Annotated in this window: 13 protein-coding genes; 6 read left to right on the top strand and 7 right to left on the bottom strand. The window is 65.5% G+C overall.

Translation table 11 applies throughout. The features are described 5' to 3' along the window. Window positions 1–99: 99 nt before the first annotated feature. A complete protein-coding gene (gene upp / locus PIGHUM_RS23420) occupies window positions 100–747 on the bottom strand; it encodes a uracil phosphoribosyltransferase (RefSeq protein WP_124082152.1) in 648 nt (215 codons plus the stop codon). 114 nt (window positions 748–861) lie between these two features. Here upp and PIGHUM_RS23415 point away from each other — a divergent pair, with 114 nt between their 5' ends. Together PIGHUM_RS23415 and lpxO are read left to right on the top strand one after the other, a co-directional pair. Beyond that, complete coding sequence (locus PIGHUM_RS23415; RefSeq protein WP_124082151.1) at window positions 862–1,836, top strand: quinone oxidoreductase family protein; 975 nt, start codon at window positions 862–864, stop codon at window positions 1,834–1,836. A gap of 42 nt (window positions 1,837–1,878) precedes the next feature. After that, the gene (gene lpxO / locus PIGHUM_RS23410; protein WP_187697821.1) at window positions 1,879–2,781 is read left to right on the top strand and encodes a lipid A hydroxylase LpxO; all 903 of its coding nucleotides are present in this window, start codon (window positions 1,879–1,881) and stop codon (window positions 2,779–2,781) included. A gap of 29 nt (window positions 2,782–2,810) precedes the next feature. Here the strand turns inward: lpxO and PIGHUM_RS23405 are convergent, their stop codons facing one another. Both PIGHUM_RS23405 and PIGHUM_RS23400 read right to left on the bottom strand, forming a co-directional pair. Next, the gene (locus PIGHUM_RS23405) at window positions 2,811–4,025 is read right to left on the bottom strand and encodes an MFS transporter (RefSeq protein WP_124082149.1); all 1,215 of its coding nucleotides are present in this window, start codon (window positions 4,023–4,025) and stop codon (window positions 2,811–2,813) included. Between the two features lie 47 nt (window positions 4,026–4,072). After that, on the bottom strand, window positions 4,073–4,804 hold the full coding sequence (locus PIGHUM_RS23400) for a GntR family transcriptional regulator (RefSeq protein WP_124082147.1): 732 nt from the start codon (window positions 4,802–4,804) through the stop codon (window positions 4,073–4,075). A 331-nt stretch (window positions 4,805–5,135) separates the two neighbouring features. On the opposite strand from PIGHUM_RS23400, the gene PIGHUM_RS23395 reads away from it, so the two are divergent. Together PIGHUM_RS23395 and PIGHUM_RS23390 are read left to right on the top strand one after the other, a co-directional pair. Continuing rightward, window positions 5,136–6,443, top strand: coding sequence for an aromatic ring-hydroxylating dioxygenase subunit alpha (locus PIGHUM_RS23395; RefSeq protein WP_124082145.1), 1,308 nt, complete (start codon window positions 5,136–5,138; stop codon window positions 6,441–6,443). A 133-nt stretch (window positions 6,444–6,576) separates the two neighbouring features. Further along, entirely contained in the window at window positions 6,577–8,022 is a 1,446-nt protein-coding gene (locus PIGHUM_RS23390) for a glutamine synthetase family protein (protein ID WP_124082143.1), read from the top strand. Window positions 8,023–8,230: 208 nt separating this feature from the next. Here the strand turns inward: PIGHUM_RS23390 and PIGHUM_RS23385 are convergent, their stop codons facing one another. Together PIGHUM_RS23385 and pepN are read right to left on the bottom strand one after the other, a co-directional pair. After that, complete coding sequence (locus tag PIGHUM_RS23385) at window positions 8,231–9,253, bottom strand: class 1 fructose-bisphosphatase (RefSeq protein WP_124082141.1); 1,023 nt, start codon at window positions 9,251–9,253, stop codon at window positions 8,231–8,233. Beyond that, window positions 9,250–11,949: an aminopeptidase N gene (pepN, locus tag PIGHUM_RS23380; RefSeq protein WP_124082139.1), complete on the bottom strand. Its 2,700-nt coding sequence runs from the start codon at window positions 11,947–11,949 to the stop codon at window positions 9,250–9,252. The genes PIGHUM_RS23385 and pepN overlap by 4 nt, the downstream gene beginning before the upstream one ends. Before the next feature lie 167 nt (window positions 11,950–12,116). On the opposite strand from pepN, the gene PIGHUM_RS23375 reads away from it, so the two are divergent. Then, window positions 12,117–12,794 carry a DUF4136 domain-containing protein gene (locus PIGHUM_RS23375; RefSeq protein WP_124082137.1) on the top strand — a complete coding sequence of 226 codons (678 nt, stop codon included), beginning with the start codon at window positions 12,117–12,119 and terminating at the stop codon, window positions 12,792–12,794. Between the two features lie 13 nt (window positions 12,795–12,807). Here the strand turns inward: PIGHUM_RS23375 and PIGHUM_RS23370 are convergent, their stop codons facing one another. After that, the gene (locus PIGHUM_RS23370; RefSeq protein WP_124082135.1) at window positions 12,808–13,437 is read right to left on the bottom strand and encodes a TetR family transcriptional regulator; all 630 of its coding nucleotides are present in this window, start codon (window positions 13,435–13,437) and stop codon (window positions 12,808–12,810) included. Window positions 13,438–13,617: 180 nt separating this feature from the next. Here PIGHUM_RS23370 and PIGHUM_RS23365 point away from each other — a divergent pair, with 180 nt between their 5' ends. Then, on the top strand, window positions 13,618–13,962 hold the full coding sequence (locus tag PIGHUM_RS23365) for a DMT family protein (RefSeq protein WP_124082133.1): 345 nt from the start codon (window positions 13,618–13,620) through the stop codon (window positions 13,960–13,962). A 128-nt stretch (window positions 13,963–14,090) separates the two neighbouring features. On the opposite strand, the gene PIGHUM_RS23360 is transcribed toward PIGHUM_RS23365, so the two are convergent. Further along, complete coding sequence (locus PIGHUM_RS23360) at window positions 14,091–14,447, bottom strand: H-NS histone family protein (protein WP_124082131.1); 357 nt, start codon at window positions 14,445–14,447, stop codon at window positions 14,091–14,093. Window positions 14,448–14,640: the final 193 nt, after the last annotated feature.

Below are 14,640 nucleotides of genomic sequence, written 5' to 3'. Positions count from 1 at the left end.
CCCCAAACGCGCCGCCCAGACCCAGGGCACAGCGGATCCGGCTCCGCCGGTCCGCCAGTGCCGCCCCCTGGGGGGCGCGCGAAGCGCGTAGGGGGGGCCTCACTTCGTACCGAACAGCCGGTCCCCCGCATCGCCCAGGCCCGGCACGATATAGGCGTCCTCGTCCAGGTGTTCGTCCAGCGCGCCCAGGTACATGGGCACGTCGGGGTGCTGGCTGCAGAAGACGCCCATGCCTTCGGGCGAGGCGACCAGCGCGACGAAGAGGATGTGGCTGGCGGGAACGCCGCGCCGCTTCAGCACTTCCACCGCGTGCGCGGCGGAGTGGCCGGTGCCTATCATCGGGTCGCACAGAATGAAGGTGCGGCCCTCGACCTCGGGCAGCCGGACCAGGTATTCGACGGGCTGGTGCTGCGCGTCGCGGTAGAGCCCGATGTGGCCGACGCGCGCCGAGGGCACGAGGTCGAGCAGCCCGTCGGCCATGCCGCTGCCTGCGCGCAGCACCGGCACGATGGCGAGCTTCTTGCCGGCGATCACGGGGGCGTCCATGCGCGTCATCGGCGTTTCGATGGAGCGCGTCGCCAGCGGCAGGCTGCGCGTGACTTCGTAGCCCATCAGTTGCGAGATCTCGCGCAGCAATTGGCGGAACGTGCGCGTGGACGTGTTCTTGTCGCGCATGTGGGTCAATTTGTGCTGGATCAGCGGGTGGTCGAGGATGTACAGATTGGGGAAGCGCGGATCGGTCTTCACGGGCGTACCTTGGCGGTGGGGGGCGGCGCGTGCGGAAAGCGCTGCCGCGGGTCCCCGCGATTGTATGCGCGAGATTAGAATGCCGCATGCCTCGTCCCGATCAAGGAGTTCCAGATGCCCAAGGCGATCCGCATTGAACAGTATGGCGGCCCCGAAGTCCTCAAGTTGGTGGATATCGACGTTCCCAAGCCCGGCCCGGGCGAAGTGCGGATCCGGCAGCACGCGATCGGCCTGAATTTCATCGACATCTACTGCCGCTCGGGCCTGTACCCGTCGTCCCTGCCCACGGTGCTGGGCTTCGAGGCGGCCGGCGTGGTCGATGCCGTCGGCCCCAAGGTCGGGCACCTCAAGGTGGGCGACCGCGTCGCCTATGGCCAGAGCCCGCTGGGCGCCTATGCCGAAGTGCGCAACATGCCGGCCTTCCAGGTGGTCCGGATCCCGGACGAAATCAGTTTCGAGCAGGCCGCCGCCATCATGCTCAAGGGCCTGACGGTGCAATACCTGTTCCGCCAGACCTATCGCCTGCAGGGCAACGAAACCATCCTGTTCCATGCCGCCGCCGGCGGGGTCGGGCTGATCGCGTGCCAGTGGGCCAAGGCCTTGGGCGTAAAATTGATCGGAACGGCCTCCTCTCCGGAGAAGGCCGGGCTGGCCAAAGCGAACGGCGCCTGGCGCGTGATCGACTACACGCGGGAAAACGTGGCCGAACGCGTGCGGGAGCTGACCAAGGGCAAGAAGGTGCCGGTGGTCTACGACGGGGTGGGCAAGGATACCTGGGAAACTTCGCTGGACTGCCTGCAGCAGCGCGGCCTGATGGTGAGCTTCGGCAACGCGTCCGGTCCGGTCACCGGGGTCAACCTGGGCATCCTGGCGCAGAAGGGCTCGCTGTTCGTCACGCGCCCCATGGTCGGCCATCACGTCGATACGCAGGAGAAAATGCAGGCCGCCGCGTCGGAGTTGTTCGAACTCGTCGTGGCGGGCAAGATCAAACCTCGGATCGAGCAGCGGTTCCGATTGGAGGAAGCCGCCCAGGCGCACGCGTCGCTGGCCGCGCGCAAGACCACCGGATCGACCATCCTGCTGGTCTAGGCGCTTCGCCCCTGCGGCGGGACATTACTAGGTGGATATGAAATGGTGAAGTGGGTCATTGTCGCGCTGTATCTCGGCGCCATTCTCTACGTGCATTTCCGGGGCAAGGTCCGGCTGCGGTTTTCCCGTCAGCTCTTCGACCACTCCTCGATCGTCGCGCCCGTCAATGCGTTCATGTTCCTGATGTCCCGCGTGCCGGCGACGCCCTACATCCCGGTGCAGCAACTGCCCGCGCTGCGCGCGCTGGACGAGAACTGGGAGGTCATCCGCGACGAAGCCGTGAAGCTGCGCGATGCGCAGCGCATCCGCGCCGCCGAGACCAACAACGACGCCGGGTTCAATTCCTTCTTCAAGACGGGCTGGAAGCGCTTCTACCTGAAGTGGTACGAGGCCCAGCATCCGTCGGCGCACGAATACTGTCCGCGCACGGTGGAAATCCTGCGCGGCATTCCCGAGGTCAAGGCGGCCATGTTCGCCGAACTGCCCCCCGGCGCCAAGCTCAACCCGCACCGCGATCCGTTCGCCGGCTCGCTGCGCTACCACCTCGGCCTGGAAACGCCGAACGACGACCGCTGCTTCATCGAGGTGGACGGCCAGCGCTATAGCTGGCGCGACGGCCAGAGCGTCGTGTTCGACGAAACCTTCATCCACTGGGCCCAGAACGGCAGCGACCAGGACCGCATCATCCTGTTCTGCGACGTCGAGCGCCCGCTGCGCTATCGCTGGGCGCAGGCGTTCAACAAATGGATGGGCCGCAGCGTCATGACCGCGGCCAGTTCGCCCAACGAGGCGGGCGACAAGACCGGCGTGATCAACAAGCTGTTCCACATCGTCTGGATCGTGGGCCAGTACCGCCGCCGCTTCAAGAACTGGAACCGGACGGCCTACCGCGCGACCAAGGCGGCGCTGGTCATCGGCGTAGCGGCCTTGATCATCTATCTCTGAGCGCCCGCGCGGCGCGTGCCTGTCCCTGGCTACAGCCCGCGCTTGCGGGCGAATATGCCCAGGCCCAGCCCCGCCAGCGCGCATACCGCCATCAACGGCAGCGCGTGCGACCACACCGGTACGGTCCCTGAGGCCGTGACTACCCAGGTCACCAGCGGCGCGGCCACGAACTGTCCGAGATTCGAGCCTTGCAGGAACAGCCCCTGGAGGCTGGCGATCTGGTCGGGCGTGCGGGCCAGGCGCGGCGCTGCCGACAGCGTGGCTGCCGGCAGGATGCCGCCGATCAGGTTGAGCGAGGCGCATGCGGCCAGCCGTGCGACATCCGGCAGCCAGTCGGAGAAAATCGCGCAGGCCGAGAGTCCTACCACGATGTGCGCGGCCATCACCAGGCTGCTGCCGCGCAGCCCCCGCTGCAGCAGCGAGGCGCCCAGCACCGAGCCCACGGCATTGAAGAAGATTACGCCCGCCGTGATCATCGACGCCGTCTGCAGGGACAGGCCGCGTTCCTGCACCGCCCAGGTCGGCAGGAAGGTCATGACGGTGAAGAACTGGATGGCATAGAACGTGAACGAGGCCGCGAGCACCCAGGGCAGCAGTTGCCGCACTCCGCTGCTCAGGCGATGCCAGTCGAGCGCCTGCGCGCTCGGACGCACGGTGGCATAGCGCTGGCGCCAATGCCAGAGCCAGACGGCGCAGACGGCGGTGAGCGCGGCGATGGTGCTCCATAGCAGGCGCCAGTGGCCGCCGTTCAGCAGCAGCGGCGAGGCCAGCAGCGCCAGGCTGATGCCCAGCGGCATGTAGGCCGACCAGAGCGCCAGTACCAGCCGGGCCTGGTGGGGTGCGCTGCGCCCGACCAGCAGGGCCGGGACCGAGACCACGATGGCGATCTGCCCGACCCCTTCCAGCACGCGGCTGGCCAGCAGCACCGTGTAGCTGCCCGAGGCCGCGCCCAGCAGGCCGCCGCAGATGAGCGCGCCCAGTCCGGCCAGCGTGCAGCGCCAGGCGCCCAGCCGGCCCGAGACCAGGCCCATGCAGGCGGCGACCAGGGTCGCCATGGTGCTGAATACCGACACGACCCAGCCGACTTCGCGCAGGCTCAGTCCCAGGTCGCTTTGCAGCAGCGGCAGTGCGGGCGGCATTTTGCCCACGTAGAGCGCGACCAGGATGCCGCAGGCGATGCCCAATGCGATACCGGGCCAATCGGTACTGCGCTGCGGCAGGGTGGAAGCGGAGGGGGAAGGCATGGGGCGGGTGTCTCCGTGGAATGCGGCGGCGGGTCTCGCGGTCTCGGTCACGGCTGGCCGCCCAGCACGATCTTCATGGCGGGCAGCAACTGGGCGGCGGCGTCGGGCCGTTCGAGCGCGTAGTCGAGATTCATCTGCGCCACGTCCACGTGCTCTTCGGCCAAGGACTGGGCGCGCGCGCCTTCTCCCTTTTCCAGAGCCTCGACCAGGCGATGGTGCTGCAGATGGGCATAAACCATCCATTTCTGCCGCTCGCTGCCGGTGTTCTGCATGGGCAGCATGGTGCTGGGCGAGGCGAAGGGCAGCCGGTTGTTCATCTCGATGGCCCGGGACAGCGCGAAATTGCCGGCGGCGTCGATGATCAACTGGTGGAAGCGGTCGTTCATGTCGCCGTAGAGGGCGTAGTCGTCATAGCTCATTTCGGCCTTGCCGACCGCGCGGTCGCCGTCGCGCAGGCAGGCGCGCAGGTCCAGCGAGAGCTGGCGCGGCACGCCGTGCTCGGCCACCAGGCGGGCGGCCATGCCTTCGAGGTGGCCGCGCACGGCGATGGCGTCGCGGATCTCGCGCGGCGTGAAGCGGCGCATCATGTAGCCGTTGGTGGGCGAGGGCTCGATCAGGCCTTCCTGCTCGAGCGCGGCCAGCGCCAGCCTGACCGGCGTGCGCGAAACGCCCAGCTTCTCGGCCAGCGGGATCTCGGCGAGCCGCTCGCCGGGCGTGAACGCGCCTTTCAGGATCAGGTCGCGCAACTGCACCAGGACTCGGGTTTGTTGGGATTCCAAGGTTTTCCCCTCTACGGGCGCCTGTGGTAGTCCAGCATTGTATGCAAATGGCGGACTGGATCCAGTTTTAGGAATGCTGGGTTTTTTGCGGTTTTTTGAGGCCTATGGTTTTCCCTGTGACAGAAAGTTGGTTTTTTGTATAAATATTTGATTTTAAAAAGATTTAAATGGATTCGAGTGATTGCATGGAACAGCGGCTCATCGCGTCGGTTCGGGGAAGGTTTACACGGTTGGATCCATGAAATAGCATGCTGCATGCATGGTTGCGCCCGGGCCGGAGCCCCCGATATCGTGTCGCGATCCGCCTGCGCCTGCTTTTCCATAGGAGCCGATGATGTCCCCCGAGCAGAATGAACGCATCACCCGAGTAGGGCCGGGCACGCCGGCCGGCACCCTGTTGCGCCAGTACTGGCAGCCCGTCGCGCTGGTCGACGAGCTCGAGGCGGAGCGGCCCATACGCCCCGTCAAGCTGATGGGCCAGGATTTCATCCTGTTCCGCGACGAGCAGGGGCGCTATGGCTTCATGGACCGCGACTGTCCGCACCGCGGCGCGGATCTCGCCTTCGGCCGCCTCGAAGATGGCGGGGTGCGCTGCCTGTTCCACGGCTGGCTGTTCGACGTGGAAGGCGCCTGTCTGGAGACGCCGGCCGAGCCCGAGGGCAGCAAGCTGGCGCAGCGCGTGCGGCAGAAATCCTACCCCGTGGTCGAGAAAAGCGGCGTCCTGTTCGCCTACATCGGCGAGGGCGAGCCTCCCGCTTTCCCGCACTTCGACTGTTTCGTCGCGCCCAGCGAGTACACCTTCGCGTTCAAGGGCTATCTGGATTGCAACTGGCTGCAGGCGCTGGAGGTCGGCATCGACCCCGCCCACGCTTCGTACCTGCACCGTTTTTTCGAAGACGGCGATACCGAGGCCAGCTACGGCAAGCAGTTCCGCGGCGCGTCGGCCGACTCCAGCCTGCCCATCACCAAGGTGCTGCGCGAATACGACCGGCCCGAGATCAAGGTCGACCCCGCCGACTACGGCCTGCGCCTAACCGCGCTGCGCCGCGTGGACGGGGACAATACCCACGTGCGTGTGACCAACCTGGTGTTCCCGCAGGCATTCATCATCCCGATGAGCTCGGAAATGACCATCGCGCAGTGGCACGTGCCCACGGACGACGGCGGCTGCTACTGGTACGCCATCTTCACCAGCTTCGGCCAGCCGGTGAACAAGCAGCAGATGCGCGCGCAGCGCCTGGAGCTCTACGAACTTCCCGACTACATGCCGCGCGTGGGACGCTTCAACAACTACGGCTACGACGCCCGGGAACAGGCGACCCAGACCTATACGGGCATGGGACACGACATCAACGTCCACGACCAGTGGGCGGTCGAGTCGCAAGGCAGGATCCAGGACCGCACGCGCGAGCACCTCGGGTCGACCGACAAGGGCATTGTGGCGTACCGGCGCCTGCTGCTCGATGCCATCGACCACGCCGAGAAGGGAGAACGGGCCCTGATGATGATCGACGAGACCCAGGCCGGTACCTTGACGGGGCCGCCTTCCATCGACGGCATCGGCCCTGGCGACACCTGGAGCGATTACTGGAAGGTCGCCGACCAGAAGCGTCGCAAGAGCTCTCAATGGGCAGCGTGAAACCCCACCCCCTACCCGCTTGCGCGGGCCCCCTCGAGGGGGAGAAGCGGGTGGACCGGAGGAGCCGGATCCACCGCTTCCTGGGTCGGCAAGGTGTGTGAAGCGGTATAGCGGTTAGATATTGGAGTCGTTCATGTCTTTCGTGGATCGGTTCGGACTGTGGTCCGAGGCGCAGCAGCAGGCGGCGCGCGACGTCGTCGCCGCGCTGGAGCAGGGCGCCATCGAGGTGGTCAGGTTTTCGTTTCCCGACCAGCACGGCATCCTGCGCGGCAAGACGCTGGTGGCGAGCGAGGCCATCGGCGCCCTCAGGAGCGGCGTCACCATTACCACCACGATGTTCGCCAAGGACACGTCGCACCGCACGGTGTTTCCGGTGTTCACCTCGGGCGGCGGCTTCAGCCGGCCCGAGATGCAGGGCGCGGCCGACGTGCTGATGGTGGCCGATCCCCTTACGTTCAAGGTGCTGCCCTGGGCGCCGAATACGGGTTGGGTGCTGTGCGATACCTATTTCCAGAGCGGCGTACCCGTGCCCTTCGATACGCGCCAGTTGTTCCGCAAGGTGCTGGGCGGTTTGGCGGACACGGGTTTCGAACTGGTGACCGGGCTGGAGGTGGAGTGCCACGTCTTCAAGGTCGCCCAGCACCACATGCTGCCCCAGGACGCCGGCCAGCCGGGGCGCCCGGGAATGCCGCCGGACGTGGAGCTGATGTCGCATGGCTACCAGTACCTGACCGAGATCCGCTATGACGCGATGGACGAGGTGATGGAGCTGGTGCGCAAGACGGCCCAGGGGCTGGAGCTGCCGCTGCGCTCGCTGGAAGTGGAGTTCGGGCCGAGCCAGTTCGAGTTCACTTTCGCGCCGGGCCAGGCGTTGAAGACGGCCGACGACATGATTCTGTTCCGCAGCGCGGTCAAGCAGGTCTGCCGGCGCCACGGTTTTCACGCCACGTTCATGTGCCGTCCGCGCATTCCCAACGTCGTTTCCAGCGGTTGGCATCTGCACCAGTCGCTGCGCAGTCTTGCCGATGGGCGCAACGCGTTCGTGCCGACCGAGGCGGGGCAGGATCTGTCCGCCACGGGCCGCCATTATCTTGGAGGGCTGCTGGCGCACGCCTGCGGCGCGGCGGCGCTGTCCACGCCGACGCTGAACGGCTACAAGCGCTACCAGCCGTATTCGCTGGCGCCGGACCGCGCGATCTGGGGCAGGGACAACCGCGGCGTGATGCTGCGCGTGCTCGGCGGAGTGGGCGACGCCGCGACCCGCATCGAGAATCGCGTGGGCGAACCGGCGGCGAATCCGTATCTGTATTTCGCTTCGCAGGTATTGTCCGGCATGGACGGCCTGGCGCGGCGCACCGAACCCGGACCGTCGGCCGACGTGCCCTATGAAACCGCCGCTGCGAGCCTGCCCCGCACCTTGGGCGAAGCGCTGCAATGTCTACGCGGCGACGAGTGCCTGCGCGAGGGATTGGGGGAAGGTTTCGTCGATTACTTCTGCCACGTCAAAGAAGCGGAGATCGCGCGCTTCAACCTCGAGGTCAGCGAGTGGGAGCAACGCGAGTACTTCGACATGTTTTGACGCCCCCTACCCGCTTACGCGGGCCCCCCAGGGGGCGAAGCGGGTGGACCGGCGGAGCCGGATCCACCGCTTCCTGGGTCTGGGGAGGGTGTCTTGGATTGAGTTAATACGTTCTTTTGCCTGGATCTTAGGCAAGCGAATGTTGGATGACGGGCACAGCGGATCCGGCTTTGCCGGTCCGCCAGTGCCGCCCCCTGGGGGGCGCCCGTCAGGGCGTAGGGGGGAGCTCCATATGGTATTGGCTGACGCGTTCCACTTCGTTCTTCGAGCCCAGGATCACGCTGACGCGCTCGTGCAGGGCCGCGGGCTCGATGTCGAGGATGCGTTGCAGGCCGTTGGTGGAGGCGCCGCCGGCCTGTTCGACCAGCATGCTCATCGGGTTGGCTTCGTACATCAGGCGCAGCTTGCCGGGCTTGGTGGGTTCGCGGGCGTCCCAGGGGTACATGAAGATGCCGCCGCGGTTCAGGATGCGATGGACGTCGGCCACCATGGAGGCGATCCAGCGCATGTTGAAGTCTTTGCCGCGCGGGCCGGTCTTGCCGGCCAGGCATTCGTCGATGTAGCGGCGCACGGGCGGGGCCCAGTGCCGCATGTTCGACATGTTGATGGCGAATTCCTTGGTGTCGGCGGGAATCCGGATGTTCTCCTGGGTGAGCAGCCAGGCGCCCATTTCGCGGTCCAGCGTGAACGAGAAGACGCCGGTGCCCACGGTCAGGACCAGCATGGTCTGCGGGCCGTAGAGGGCGTAGCCGGCCACGACCTGCGTGCTGCCCGGCTGCAGGAAGTCCTGCTCGGTGATTTCGCGGCCGCGGGCCGATTCGGGGGCGCGCAGGACGGAGAAGATCGTGCCGATCGAGACGTTGACGTCGATGTTGCTGGAGCCGTCGAGCGGATCGAACAGCAGCAGGTATTCGCCCTTGGGATAGTTGGTCGGGATGAGGTGGACGGTTTCCATTTCCTCGGAAGCCATCGCGGCGAGGTGGCCGCCCCATTCGTTGGCTTCGAGCAGGATCTCGTTGGACAGCACGTCGAGCTTTTTCTGCACTTCGCCCTGGACGTTTTCGCTTTCGAGGCTGCCGAGCACGCCGCCCAGCGCGCCCTTGCCGACGGCATGGCCGATGGCCTTGCAGGCGCGGGCGACGATTTCGATGAGCAGGCGGACTTCCGAGGGCAGGGCGGCGGGGCCGCGCTGCTGCTCGATGAGGAATTGCGTGAGCGTCTTGCGCTTCATGCGGCGATCTCCAGGGCTTTAGAAACGATTTCGGTGACGTTGCGCGACAGGCCGGGGTGGTTGCGAACCTGCTGCAAGGCCTGGCGCATGGATTCGCTCAACTCGGGCACGTAGCGGACCCAGCGGTCCAGCGTGCGTGCCAGGCGCGCGGCGATTTCGGGATTGAGGGCGTCCAGCGCCAGCACTTGCTCGGCCCAGTAGCGGTAGCCGCTGCCGTCGGCGCGATGGAAGCCGATGGGATTGTTCAGGCAGAACTGGAACACCAGCGAGCGCGCCCGGTTGGGGTTGCGCAGCGAGAAGGCCGGATGGACCATCAGGCCTTCGACCGTCTCGACCGTGGTGCTGCGGGCCGTGGCCTGGAGCGTGAACCATTTGTCCACGACCAGCGGGTCGTCCTGCCAGCGCTCGTAGAAGTCGGTCAGCGCCGCCGTGGCCGCGGCGGCTTCGCCGTAGTTGACCAGGGTGGAGAGGGCCGCCATGCGGTCGGTCATGTTCCGGGCGCCCTGGTATTGCGCTTGGGCCTGTTGCTGGGCGCCCTCGACGCTGCCCGCCATGAGGTAGGCCAGCGCGAGGTTCTTGAGCGCGCGGCGGCCGGCGCTGATGGGGTCGGGCGAATAGGCGTCCGGGGTCTGGTTGGCCTCGGTCGCGGCCCGCCAGTCGGCGGCCAGTGCGCGGCCCAGCGCGCCCAGGGTTTCGTGACGCGCGTCGGCGAGCGCGATCGGGTCGACCTGGTCCATGTACTCGGCCAGCGTCTTTTCCGAGGGCAGGGTGAGCGCCCGCGCGCGATAGCCGGCGTCCAGGCCGGGCACGGTGAGAACGGCGCGCCAGGCTTCGACAAACTCGCCGTGCAGCGAGAAGGGCTCGCCTTGCTGGCGGGCGCGGGTGGCGGCCAGGATGGTGCGCGTGGCCAGTTGCTGGCCGGCCTCCCAGCGCGCGAAGGCGTTGGGGTCATGCTTCATCAGCAGCGCCAGTTCGGCGTCGGTGTAGTCGTAGTCGACGATGACCGGCGCGGAGAAGTCGCGCAGCAGCGACGGCACCGGTTTTGCGGCGACGTGTTCGAAGGTCCATTGGGCGCGCTGCGTGGTCAGTTCCAGCAGCAGGCTGTCGCGCGTTTCGGCTTCGCTGGCGAGCCGGAGCGGCAGCGGCTTGCCGGCGGCGTCGAGCAGGCCGATGGCGAAGGGAATGTGGAAGGGCTGCTTGGTCGGGGCGCCGGGCAGGCGCTCGACGCCGACCGGTTCGCAGCGCTGCTCCAGGGTGACCGTGCAGGTCTGCCTGGCCGCGTCGTGATCCAGGCTCACCTTGACGCGCGGCGTGCCGGCCTGGCTGTACCAGCGTCGAAAGACCGAAAGGCCGCGGCCGGGATGGTCTTGTACGTAGACCGACTCCATGGCGTCGACGAAGTCGTCGCAGGTGACCGCCTGGCCGTCGTGGCGGCGGAAGTATTCGTCCAGTCCGCGGCGAAAGCCCGCCGGGGTCAGCAGCGTCTGCTGCATGCGGATGACTTCCGAGCCTTTCTCGTAGACCGTGGCGGTATAGAAGTTGCCGATTTCCTGGTAGCTGTCGGGACGTATCGGGTGCGCCATCGGGCCGGCATCTTCGGGAAACTGCGCGGCGCGCAGCGTCACGACGTCGTCGATGCGCTTGACGGTGCGGGCGCTGGCGGCGGCCTGCGCATCCAGCTCCTGGGCCATCATGTCGGCGGTGAATTCCTGGTCGCGGAAGACGGTCAGGCCTTCTTTCAGGCTGAGCTGGAACCAGTCGCGGCAGGTGACGCGGTTGCCGGTCCAGTTGTGGAAGTATTCATGGCCGATGACCGCTTCGATGGCGCTGAAGTTGGCGTCGGTGGCGCTTTCCGGATCGGCCAGCACGTAGGCGGCGTTGAAGATGTTCAGACCCTTGTTCTCCATCGCGCCCATGTTGAAGTCGCGCGCCGCGACGATCATGAAGCGGTCCAGGTCGAGTTCCAGCCCGAAGCGCTGTTCGTCCCAGCGCACGGCGCGCTCGAGCGACTCCAGCGCGAACTGGGTCTTGTCCTCGCTGCCCGGGTCGCTGTAGACCTGCAGCAGCACCTCGCGGCCCGAGCGTGTGCGCATGCGCGATTCGCGCCAGGTCAGGCGGCCGGCTACCAGCGCGAACAGGTAGCAGGGCTTGCGGAACGGATCTTCCCAGCGGGCTTCGTGGCGGCCGTCGGGCAGGTCGCGCTGCGCGATCAAGTTGCCGTTGGACAGCAGTTGCGGAAAGCGTTGCTTGTCGGCCCGCAGCGCGACCGTGTAGCGCGACATCACGTCGGGGCGGTCGGGGAACCAGGTGATGCGGCGAAAGCCTTCGGCCTCGCACTGGGTAAAGAAGACGCCGTTGGAAACGTACAGCCCCATCAGCGTGGAGTTCGCTTCGGGCCGGCAGCGCGAGGCGATTTCGATTATGGCTTCGTCGCCCAGGCCATCGAGGGTGAGGGTTTGCGCATCGAGCTGGTAGCGGCCCCCTTCCCAGGACTGCCCGTCCACCGTTACGGACAGCAGTTCGAGATCCTCGCCATTCAACACCAGCGGACCCGGCGCAAGGCGCTTGAGCTGCAGGCGCGAACGGACCAGCGTGCTGGCCGGGTCCAGGTCGAACTCGAGTTCGACCGCGACGATGTCGTAAGGAAACGGAAGGTAATTCTGGCGTCGTATCGTGACGGGGGTATCGGTTCGCATGATGGCAGGATGAATCAGGAACAAGGACCGGCGCGCCGGGCGGCCGGCAATGGGAGGATTGTAGCGGCGGCCAGGCCGGCGCGCCGCGCCAGAACCTTGGGCGGACTCGCGGGTCCAACCCAACATAGCGGTTAAATTACGACTCTTGCCACGGATGCGAAAGCACCATGTCCATCTCCAAGTGTAATGTTCTCTTCCGGTCAGGCGCCTGGCTGTGGACTTCGCGGGCCGCGAAGCTGGCCGCCGTCGCGCTGCTTGCCGGCTGCGCCACCACGGTGCCGGCCAGGGTGACCACCTTCCAGAAGTGGCCGGCCGATGCCGCCGGAGCCACCTGGCGGTTCGATCCCTCCACCGTTCAGCGCGATAGCCTGGAATACGGCGAATATGCCGATATGATCCGCGCCGCCATGGGGCCCATCGGCTTGGTCGAGGCCCAGCGAGGCCAGGCTGCGCGTTTCACCGTCAACTTTTCGTATGGCGTGGAGCCGGTGAAGGTGCGGGTCGAGCGGCCTGCCTACGACCCGTTCTACGGACCCTGGGGCCCATGGGGTTTCGGCGGCTTCGGCTATCGCGGCAGGGGAGGCATGGGGTTCGGCTGGAGCGCCCCGTATCCCTCCACCTGGACCGCCACGACCGTGGATGCTTCCCGCGCGTCGCTCAAGGTCGAGATCCGGGATGCCAGCCGGAACAACCAGAAAGTGTATGAATCCACGGCGGTCAGCCACGGTGCCGGGGATTCGGTTCCCGAGACCATGCCCTACCTGGTGCGGGCGATTTTCGACCGTTTCCCGGATACCAACGGGCAGGTGCGGGACGTCAGCTACGAGGTTCAGCGGCAGCAGTAATCCGCTGCCCGCTTCAGACCCTGGGCGGTCTCTGCCTGAGACCGTCCAGAAAATCTTCGATGACCTGCGTGCCGACCTTTGTCAGGTCGAATTCGTCCGGATCCAGCATCCAGTCCATGAACAGGCCGTGCATGATGGAGTGCAGGCCGATGGCGGCGGTACGGGCGTCGGCGTGGGACGGCAGCTGGCCCAGTTCTATCGCCCGGCGGAACCCTTCCTCGTAGCGCGCCAGCGCGATCTTGCGGCTTTCGATGTGGTGGCGGCGCAGATCCGCCGTCTCGGCCACGTATTCGCATTTGAACAGCAGGATTTCACAGACCCGCTGGGCGCTGTCTCCTTCGGAAACCATCTGCAGCGCATCGACGGCGCTGCGGCAGAGCTGGCCGAGCGGATCCGGGGAGTTCGGATCGCAACTGCGCTCGAGCGCGTCTTCGATAGGCATCTTGACCCGCTGCAGCATGGCGTCGAGCAGGTCGGTCTTGTTCTTGAAGTGCCAATAGATCGCGCCGCGGGTTACATTGGCGGCCGCTGCGATATCCTGCAACGAGGTATGCGAGACGCCTTGCTCGCTGAAGATCTGTTCGGCGGTCTCCAGGATGCGGGTTCGAGTCTCGAGCGCTTCCTCTTTCGTTTTTCGTACCATGTCCAGCCAAGCCGGAGACGGCCGCCTTGTATCGAGACGGATTCCGGCTAGAGGTATGTGATGGTGGCCGAGCTGCCCATATCAACAATGCGGACAGTCGTTGTGATACTTATATACATACATGTATGTATGTAAGTATATCATGTTTTTGGGAAATGGATTTTTGAATGGGGAGGGCGGATGACTGCCCAAATTCTGGGGTTCGCCGGGCTGCTGGCTTTGTCGAACATGTTCATGACATTCGCCTGGTACGGCCATTTACGCTATGCGCACAGCAGCCCCTGGTATATCGCGTTGTTGGCCAGCTGGGGGCTGGCATTCTTCGAATACGCCATCATGGTGCCGGCGAATCGCTATGGATTCGATTTCCTGAGCGTGACGCAGATGAAAATCCTGCAGGAGGTCGTCACGCTATCGGTGTTCGTTCCGTTCGCTTTGCTTTTCATGGACGAACGGCTGCGCTTGAATCACCTGTGGGCTGGGCTGTGCCTGGTGGGGGCCGTGTATTTCGCCTTCAAGAAATAACTTTCCAAACGGTAATGCTGGAAGGCGACGGGCAAAGTAAAGACAGGCCGGGCAATGAAAAAAGGTGGTTTTACGACGCGCTTGCCGTAAAACCACCTTTCAGGCTTTCGGGTGTGGATCCGGGCGGCTTACTGGGCGATCAGGAACTGATCGCGAGTGGCGCCGGCGCCTTCGGCGGCAACCAGCCAGCGCGGGGGCTTGCCGCGGCCGGTCCAGGTTTCGCCCGTCTCGGGGTGGCGGTATTTCGGAGCTACCTGCCTGGCGGGAGCCTTGGCGGCGGGCTTGGCCGTGCCGACGCTGCGTTTGCGGCCCGAAACGCCCTTGGCCTGGGCGGCTTTCAGTTCGTCCAGGGTAATGGAATATTCCTGCATCGAGCGCAGAATGGACGCGACGATGGGCTGGCGCTGCTTCAGCCGCACGGTTTCCGCCTTTTCTTGCAGTTTGCGGATCTGAGCCTGCAGCGATTGGTAGGTTTCTTTGGCCATTTTTTTCACTTGGTTGGGGTCGTCAGGCGTACATGTCAGGCGTACTTAAGCGAGCATTATGCTTGTTTTTGGCGACAGGCGTATTTTAGAAGCTAATTTTCCGAGCTGTGAAGGGCTGGTGCGAAAACGGATACATATTGGTCATATAGAGCGCGCCTGCCGGAGGAAGTTCATTCTGAAACATCTTTGAAAA

Source organism: Pigmentiphaga humi (assembly GCF_900606115.1).
In the GTDB taxonomy this organism is placed as follows: domain Bacteria; phylum Pseudomonadota; class Gammaproteobacteria; order Burkholderiales; family Burkholderiaceae_B; genus Pigmentiphaga; species Pigmentiphaga humi.
The sequence above is the reverse complement of the archived record's forward strand: the minus strand, read 5'-3'. Positions and strand labels throughout refer to the sequence as shown.

What these genes read in the sequence shown, in the direction of transcription:
- PIGHUM_RS23415 (WP_124082151.1), top strand. Translation starts at nt 862, where the DNA reads ATGCCCAAGGCGATCCGCATTGAACAGTATGGCGGCCCCGAAGTCCTC.
- lpxO (WP_187697821.1), top strand. Translation starts at nt 1,879, where the DNA reads ATGGTGAAGTGGGTCATTGTCGCGCTGTATCTCGGCGCCATTCTCTAC.
- PIGHUM_RS23405 (WP_124082149.1), bottom strand. Translation starts at nt 4,025, where the DNA reads ATGCCTTCCCCCTCCGCTTCCACCCTGCCGCAGCGCAGTACCGATTGG.
- PIGHUM_RS23395 (WP_124082145.1), top strand. Translation starts at nt 5,136, where the DNA reads ATGATGTCCCCCGAGCAGAATGAACGCATCACCCGAGTAGGGCCGGGC.
- PIGHUM_RS23390 (WP_124082143.1), top strand. Translation starts at nt 6,577, where the DNA reads ATGTCTTTCGTGGATCGGTTCGGACTGTGGTCCGAGGCGCAGCAGCAG.
- PIGHUM_RS23385 (WP_124082141.1), bottom strand. Translation starts at nt 9,253, where the DNA reads ATGAAGCGCAAGACGCTCACGCAATTCCTCATCGAGCAGCAGCGCGGC.
- pepN (WP_124082139.1), bottom strand. Translation starts at nt 11,949, where the DNA reads ATGCGAACCGATACCCCCGTCACGATACGACGCCAGAATTACCTTCCG.
- PIGHUM_RS23375 (WP_124082137.1), top strand. Translation starts at nt 12,117, where the DNA reads ATGTCCATCTCCAAGTGTAATGTTCTCTTCCGGTCAGGCGCCTGGCTG.
- PIGHUM_RS23370 (WP_124082135.1), bottom strand. Translation starts at nt 13,437, where the DNA reads ATGGTACGAAAAACGAAAGAGGAAGCGCTCGAGACTCGAACCCGCATC.
- PIGHUM_RS23365 (WP_124082133.1), top strand. Translation starts at nt 13,618, where the DNA reads ATGACTGCCCAAATTCTGGGGTTCGCCGGGCTGCTGGCTTTGTCGAAC.
- PIGHUM_RS23360 (WP_124082131.1), bottom strand. Translation starts at nt 14,447, where the DNA reads ATGGCCAAAGAAACCTACCAATCGCTGCAGGCTCAGATCCGCAAACTG.